Annotated in this window: 6 protein-coding genes; 2 read left to right on the forward strand and 4 right to left on the reverse strand. The window is 70.0% G+C overall.

Annotation, left to right across the window (positions count from 1 at the left end; genetic code table 11):
- From VET29_RS01845 to VET29_RS01860, 4 genes are all read right to left on the reverse strand, one after another.
- Positions 1-336 (reverse strand): transposase (locus VET29_RS01845; RefSeq protein ID WP_324913683.1); only part of this gene is annotated, 336 nt, incomplete at its 3' end.
- A gap of 142 nt (positions 337-478) precedes the next feature.
- Positions 479-1,747, reverse strand: a complete 1,269-nt coding sequence (locus tag VET29_RS01850) for an aminotransferase class V-fold PLP-dependent enzyme (protein WP_324913671.1) — start codon at positions 1,745-1,747, stop codon at positions 479-481.
- Between the two features lie 36 nt (positions 1,748-1,783).
- Positions 1,784-2,704: an LD-carboxypeptidase gene (locus VET29_RS01855; RefSeq protein ID WP_324913674.1), complete on the reverse strand. Its 921-nt coding sequence runs from the start codon at positions 2,702-2,704 to the stop codon at positions 1,784-1,786.
- Positions 2,701-4,623: a S9 family peptidase gene (locus VET29_RS01860; protein WP_324913676.1), complete on the reverse strand. Its 1,923-nt coding sequence runs from the start codon at positions 4,621-4,623 to the stop codon at positions 2,701-2,703. The genes VET29_RS01855 and VET29_RS01860 overlap by 4 nt, the downstream gene beginning before the upstream one ends.
- 143 nt (positions 4,624-4,766) lie before the next feature.
- Here VET29_RS01860 and VET29_RS01865 point away from each other — a divergent pair, with 143 nt between their 5' ends.
- Together VET29_RS01865 and VET29_RS01870 are read left to right on the forward strand one after the other, a co-directional pair.
- Positions 4,767-5,342 carry a DUF3090 domain-containing protein gene (locus tag VET29_RS01865; RefSeq protein WP_324913679.1) on the forward strand — a complete coding sequence of 192 codons (576 nt, stop codon included), beginning with the start codon at positions 4,767-4,769 and terminating at the stop codon, positions 5,340-5,342.
- A 3-nt stretch (positions 5,343-5,345) separates the two neighbouring features.
- Positions 5,346-6,137 carry an SCO1664 family protein gene (locus VET29_RS01870; RefSeq protein WP_324913681.1) on the forward strand — a complete coding sequence of 264 codons (792 nt, stop codon included), beginning with the start codon at positions 5,346-5,348 and terminating at the stop codon, positions 6,135-6,137.
- Positions 6,138-7,015: the final 878 nt, after the last annotated feature.

Raw genomic sequence — 7,015 nt, forward strand, 5'->3', positions numbered from 1 at the left:
GATGCAGCCGTCGGTAGCCAGATCGTCCAACTCCAGTCCGATGATCTTGTCGTAGGCGGCCAGCGCGATCTGGTGGATTTTCTGACCGAGACCCTTGTCGGCCCATTCCTTCACACGGCGGCGGATCGTGCGGTCAGAACATCCCGCCGATGCGATGAGTTCATATCCCGAGCCGTGCACCATCGCCGCGACGATGTGTTCGAACACGACCCGATGTGAGACACGGCGGCGGTGACATCCCCAGGGATGGTTCGGAGAGAACTCCGGCTGTACGCCGAGCAAGGCCTCCAGTTCAGCGAACAGGGGATCGATAAGGCAAGATGGCACGGCAGGCACGGGCACCCCGGTGATCACGTAGCGTCAGAAACTTCATGATCACCTGCGTCCGTGCCTGCACCATCACTGCCCCCTGTCAAGCTCGACTCGGTGGCCACCAATTGCCGGAGCCTCTAAGTTGCCTGATTTCCGGCGCGGGACACTAGCTGATCGACCGCACGGTGGCGACGACCTTGTCGATCTGGGCCGGGGTGGTCACGATGCCGGGCCCGAACCGCAGGTACTGCTGCGCGTACGGGGTCACGCTCGCGACCACCCCCGCCGCACGCAGCCGCTTCGTCGCCGTGAACGCGTCCATCCCGTCGACCTCGCAGCACACGATGCCGGCCGACAGCTCGGGGTCGTCGGGGGTGATGAGCCGGACGGACGGGATCGAGGCCAGGCCCCGCTTGAGTTGGGTCGCCTGTACCGCGATGCGTTCGGCGATGCGGCCGCGACCGATCCTCCGGTGCAGCTCGAACGCCTCACGGACCGCCCAGCGGTGCTCGAACGAGTGGTAGCCGCCCGGCGTGAACCGTGCGCCGCCAGGCTCGTCGCCGCCGGCGAAGGTCGGGATGACCGGGTCGAGGGCGTCCCACGCCCGAGCCCACAGCAGGCCGGTGCCACGCGGCCCGAAAAGCCACTTGTGGGTGCCCGTGGTCAGGAAGTCGCAGCCCAGGTCGGCGACCGCGAGGTCGACGGCGCCGAACCCGTGCACGCCGTCCACGCACAGCAGCGCCCGGTCCTCGGCCGCCCGGCCGGCGTTGACCTCGGCGAGCATGGTGGCGATTGCCTGGACAGGTAGTCGTACACCTGTACTGGAATGCACCCACGTCACGCCGACGACGCGGGTGTTCGGCGCGATCGCCGCCCGCAGCCGGGCCACGATGTCGGCCTTGGTCGCCGCTCGCGGGTCGTCGTAGAGCGCGACGCGGCGGACCGGTGCGCCGGTCCGCCGCGACATCGCCTCGAGCGCGCTGTGGTGGGCGACGAAGTCGTGGGTGCTGGTCACGGCGTCCTGGTCCGCCCGGACGCGCAGGCCCGAGTACAGCAGCCCGAGGCCCATGGTCGTGCTGTCGGTCAGCGCGACCTGTTCCGGCGTGCCGCCGAGGTAGTCGGCCGCGGCCGACTGGACCTCGAACTCGGCCGCGTGGTGCGCGTCCAGGTAGGCGTGCGTGTCGAGATCGAGGCCGCGGCGGTGCCGCTCGATGGCCTCCCGGACCGGTGTCGGATGCGCGGCGAAGACGAACGCGGCGGTGTGGACGAGCCCGCGGTCGAGCGGGAACAGCGCCCGGACGTCCTCCCAGTCGTTCGGGTCGAACGTCGTGTCCCGCGGCTTCGGTTCCGCGGGGTCCTGCGACGTGCACGCCGCGAGCCCGGCCGCCGTGGCGAGCCCGGCCGAGAGGAACCTACGACGCCCCAGTCCATCCATCTCGGCATCCTAAGGGCAGGCAGGGCGGCGGCGCCGTCATCGCAGCGGGGGTTCGCCGAGGGTCAGCGTGCCCTGGTCGGCGTCGAGGGTGGCGTGGGCGCCGAGCGGGATGGTCAGCTGGTCGGAACAGTGCCCGAAACCGAGCTCCCAGATCACCGGGATCCCCAGTCCCACAAGGAGATCCGCCACCACGTCGCGTACCTCGTCGAGCGTCCCGCAGCCCGTCCACGACCCCAGCGCGACCCCGGTGACGCCGGTGAACCAGCCCGACCGCAGCAGCTGGGTGAGCATACGGTCGACCTTGTACGGATCCTCGTTGACGTCCTCCAGCAATACGATCGACTCGTCCGGCGGGACGAACGCGTCCGGCGCGCCGACCCCGGACGCCAGCAGCGACAGGTTCCCGCCGACGAGCATCCCGCTGGCCACCCCGTCGTTGAGCGACGTGGCCAGCGGTCCGGTCAGCGTGAGCACCGACTCCGGCTCGAACAGGGTCTGCCGGAAGTGCTTCTGCGCGCCCACGTCGAACGTCACGTCGGCCGCGACGAGCGGCGCGAACAGGGTCACGAGGTTCAGCCGCGACCCGATGGCCTCGTGCAGCGTGGTGATGTCGCTCGACCCCGTGAACAGCTTCGGTCCGGCCTCGGCCATCGCGTCCCAGTCGAGCAGGTCGACCATCCGCATGGCGCCGTAGCCGCCGCGTGCGCACACGACCGCGTCGACCGTCGGGTCGCACCACGCCCGCTGCAGGTCGGCGGCCCGGCGCGGGTCGAGCCCGGCCAGGTACGGCAGCCTTGGATGCCGGTCCAGCACGTGCTCGCCGACCTCGACCGTCAGGCCCCAGCTCTCCAGGATCCCGATCCCACGCCGCAGCGGCGGTTCCTTCACCGGGCCGGCCGGCGCGACCAAGGCCACCTTGCTCCCGGGCCGCAGCCGCGCCGGTCTGACCCTGGTCACGACCTCAGCTCCAGCACCGGCACCCCAGGTGGCTCGAACCCGAACACCTGCCCGTAGAAGGACAGCTCCGCCGCCACCGCCGCGATCACCGACGACGCCCGCCGGAACCCGTGCTGCTCACCCTCGAACGTCAGGTACGCGTGCGGCAGCCCGGTTCCGTCCAGGCTCGCCACGAACCGGTCCGCCTGTTCGGGCGGGCACACCTCGTCCTCCAGGCCCTGCAACAGCAACACCGGTCCGGCCAGCCTGTCCACGTGGTTGCTCGGCGAGCGGTCCGCGTACCGGTCGGCGTGCTCGGGCAACGTGCCGACCAGCCCCTCGATGTACCGCGACTCGAAGTCGTGTGTCTCGCCGCCGTGGTCGGTCCAGCCCGTGAGGTCGAGGATCGGGAACATGATCGTCGCGCACGCGTAGGTGGTCGTCGACGTCATCGACGCGGCCGCCGTCCACCCGCCCGCGCTGCCGCCCCTCACCGCGAGGCGCGCCCTGTCGGCGATGCCCTCCTTGGCGAGCTCGGCCGCGACCGTCGCGCAGTCCTGCACGTCGACCACGCCCCACTGCTCGTTGAGCGACTCCCGGAACGCCCGCCCGTACCCGGAGGAGCCGCCGTAGTTCACCGCCACCACACCGAAGCCACGGCTCGTGAAGTACACGATCTCGCGCCGGAGCACATCGGTCGACTTGCCGGTCGGGCCACCGTGCACGTGCACGAGGAACGGCGGCGCCGCGTCGGCCGGACCCACGAACTCCGGACTGCGCGGCAGGTAGACGAAAGCGGGAATCCGCCGCCCGTCCGCGCTGGTGAACACCCGGTGCTCCGGGACCGGCAGGTAGTCGTCGAGCGCCGTGTCCTCCTCGCCGCCGGACACGGTCACCGCCGCGCCGGACGCGAGGTCCAGCCGCACCACGGCCAGCTCGCTCCGCGGTCCGCCGGCGGCGGACACGACCGTGTCGCCGTCGGCGGTCAGGTCGGACGTCCACGCCGTCAGCTCGGTGTCGACGTCGGTCACCGTGCCCGCGTGCTCGTCGAGCACCGCGAGCTGGTCCGACCGCAGGACCGCGAACCGGCCACCGCCGAGCGGCGCGAACCAGCGGCTGCCGAGCACCCACAGCGGACCGCCCAGCTCCTCCTCGCACGGCGCCAGGTTCACGGCCGTGCCGTCGAGACCGACGCGGAACAGGTTCCACCAGCCGTCCGGGTCGGTGAGCACCAGCAACGCGTCGTTGGTCTCCCATTCGGCCTGGCACACGCTCTCCCGCGGCCCGCCGGCCAGGACGCGGTGGGGCATGCCCAGCTCGGCCACGCACAGCTCGGTGCCGTCCCACGGCATGTTCGGATGCTCCCAGCCGATCCAGGCGAGCTTGGCGCCGTCGGGAGACACGCGCGGGTTGGCCAGGAAGTGATGGCTGGCGACCAGCGACCGCGGCCCGGAGCCGTCGAGCGGGATCTCCACCACATCCCGGGCGACGTCGATCGGCCGGTCGCCGGTGACCGTCTCCCGCACGCACAGTACGGATGTATTGCCATAGCCGGGGGAGAGGTCGGCGAACCGCGCGCCGTGACGCCGTTCTGGCTCCGGCGTCAGCGGCCGAGGCGCCTCGTCGCCCTCGGCGAACGCGTACACGCGCTGGTCCGCCCAGTTCGTGAAGACGACCGTATTGCCAAGCACCACCCACGGCCGGCCGCCGTACTCGTGCACCCGGTTGCGCACGTTCCACGGCGCCGCCAGCACCTCGACGGCCGTCCCGTCCGGACCCTCGCGCATCAGCGCCGAGCGTCCCTCCTCGTTCGGCCGGCCCTCGGCCCACCAGACGACACCGTCATGCACGTCGACCCACCTCGGCGTGACACCGGCCGCCGCCACCGCCTCGGCGGTGAGCGGGGACTTCCAGCTGCCGAACTCTGCGATCTTCACCACGCGCTGACCCTAACGCGCTCAGGCCCTGCCCATCACCACCGTGGTGAGCCCGGCCACCTGGCGATAACGTTCCTCACGAAGGGCGTGTCGGCGTGGGAACGGGCCTGCTCGACCGCGACGTTTGCCGTAGGGTCGGAGGTGCCATGGCACGAGTGATTCATGTCTTCCGCCAACCCGATCGGTTCGTCGCCGGCACGGTCGGGCAACCTGGCGATCGTACGTTCTACCTGCAGGCATCCGAGCGCGCGAGGACGGTGAGCGTCGCACTGGAGAAGCAGCAGATGGCGGTGCTCGCGGAGCGCATCGGCTCACTCCTGGAGGAGGTTCACCGCCGCTTCGGCGCGGAGCTGCCGGTGGAGGTACCGGAGGAGCTGGTCGACGCGGACCCGCTCAACGTGCCGGTGGAGGAGGAGTTCCGCGTCGGCACGATGGGGCTCGGCTGGGACTCGGAGACCAGTGCGGTCGTGATCGAGCTGCTCGCGATCACCGAGACCGAGGTCGACGAGTCGATCGTGCTCGACGACACCGAGGAGGGCCCGGACGCGGTCCGCGTGTTCCTGACCCCGGCCGAGGCCAGGGCGTTCGCCGACCGCGCCGACCGGGTCATCAACGCCGGCCGCAAGCCGTGCCCCCTGTGTGGTGAGCCGCTGGACCCGGCGGGGCATGTGTGCCCGCGCCAGAACGGCTACCGGCGCACCGAGGACGACGAGGCGGAATAGGGGTTGCAGCCGTCTGACCCGGGCGTCCTCGAACTGTTGACCAGAGGACGCATCGAGATCGAGGGACGCTTGGTCGACGCCTCGAACGCCACGCTCTTCTGCGCCATCGACGGTGGCGGCGACTCCGCGCAGTGCGTGTACAAGCCGGTCAGCGGCGAGCGTGCGCTGTGGGACTTCCCCGACGGCACGCTCGCCGGCCGGGAGGTCGCGTCGTATCTGGTGTCGCGTGCCGCCGGACTGTCCGTGATCCCGCCGACCGTACTGCGGAACGGGCCGTTCGGGCCCGGCATGGTGCAGCTGTGGGTGGATACCAAGGAAGGCGGCGACCTGGTCGACGTCCTCGCGCCGGACGACGTGCCGGTCGGGTGGCGCGCGGTCCTGCAGGCACACGACCGCTTCGGCGACCCCGCGTTGCTCGTGCACGCCGACCATCCCAGCGTTCGGTTGATGGCCGCGCTGGATGTCGTGCTGAACAACGCGGACCGCAAGGGCGGACACGTGCTGCACGGCACGGACGGCAACGTGTACGGCGTCGACCACGGGATCTGCCTGCACACCGAGCACAAGCTGCGGACCGTGCTGTGGGGGTGGCTGGGGGAGCCGTTGCCCGATGACGTGGTCGACATGCTGAAGAAGCTGCGTGCCGGCGTGGAGGACATCGCGGACACCCTCGCCGATCACATCACCACGGCTGAGGTGCGTGCACTGCGGACCCGATTAGACGCCTTCCTCAAGGCAGGGGAGTTCCCGGCGCCCGGCGAGGACTGGCGCGCCATCCCGTGGCCGGCCTTCTGACCGGGCAGTACGGTTAGCACGGCAAAACCCAAGCACCACAACCGATCCGGCGTGCGCCGGCATCGATGACGGCCCAGCAGGCCAGCCCACTCGTCTTCGATCGACTCCCCATGACTCTCCCCCAACCGTTCGTACAAAAATTTTCTAGACACTATATAGATGTCCAATGTGTCTGCCGAGTGGTGGAGGCTCGAGAGCGAACGTCCCACCAGCCAAAGAAGCAGAGAGAGGGGAGGGCCTCGTGACTCGGGCGCGGCGTTCGTTGGGGGAGCGCTGACGTCCGAACTCGGTGGGCGGGGTCGATCGGTGGGTGGGGGTCGAGTCATTGGGGGAGCTGGCCGTCCCGCTGGGAGTCGCCGAAGGTCATGTCGACCCTGCCGTGCTCGATCCCAACGAGGTAGGTCACCAGCTGCGCTGTTGCGCCACCGGCGAGCCGCCGTCCGTCGCTGGTCTCCGGCCTGTACGCCAGCGCGTGGGGCCAAAACAGGCCCAGCGCCCGCTCCCCCAACTCTTCGCATTAAAATCATGTATAAACTATATGAATGTCCAATTTATCGGCTGCGGCGTCCGGTCCAGTCCTAACCGGATCGTCCCTGTCCGAACAAAAACAAGCGAAGGAAGGAGGGGGGCTCGTCGGAGGGAGGTGACTTGGAGGGATTCGTCGGCTTGCGGCGACGCCCTGGTGCCGCGGGGGAGGGGGCCGGATGGAGTTGGGTGTCGAGGCTTGGCCGGCTCGTGTCGGCGGTCAGGCGTCGATGCGGACGTCCTTGGTTTCGGCGGCGGGGGCGAGGAAGTCCAGGAGCCGCAAGCCTTCCCTGGTGAGTGCGGTCAGGTCCTTCCTGGTGGTCCTGGCCCATGGGGTGATCGTCAGTACGGCC

The sequence above is a fragment of the Actinophytocola sp. genome (genome assembly GCF_035634895.1).
Classification (GTDB): domain Bacteria; phylum Actinomycetota; class Actinomycetes; order Mycobacteriales; family Pseudonocardiaceae; genus Actinophytocola.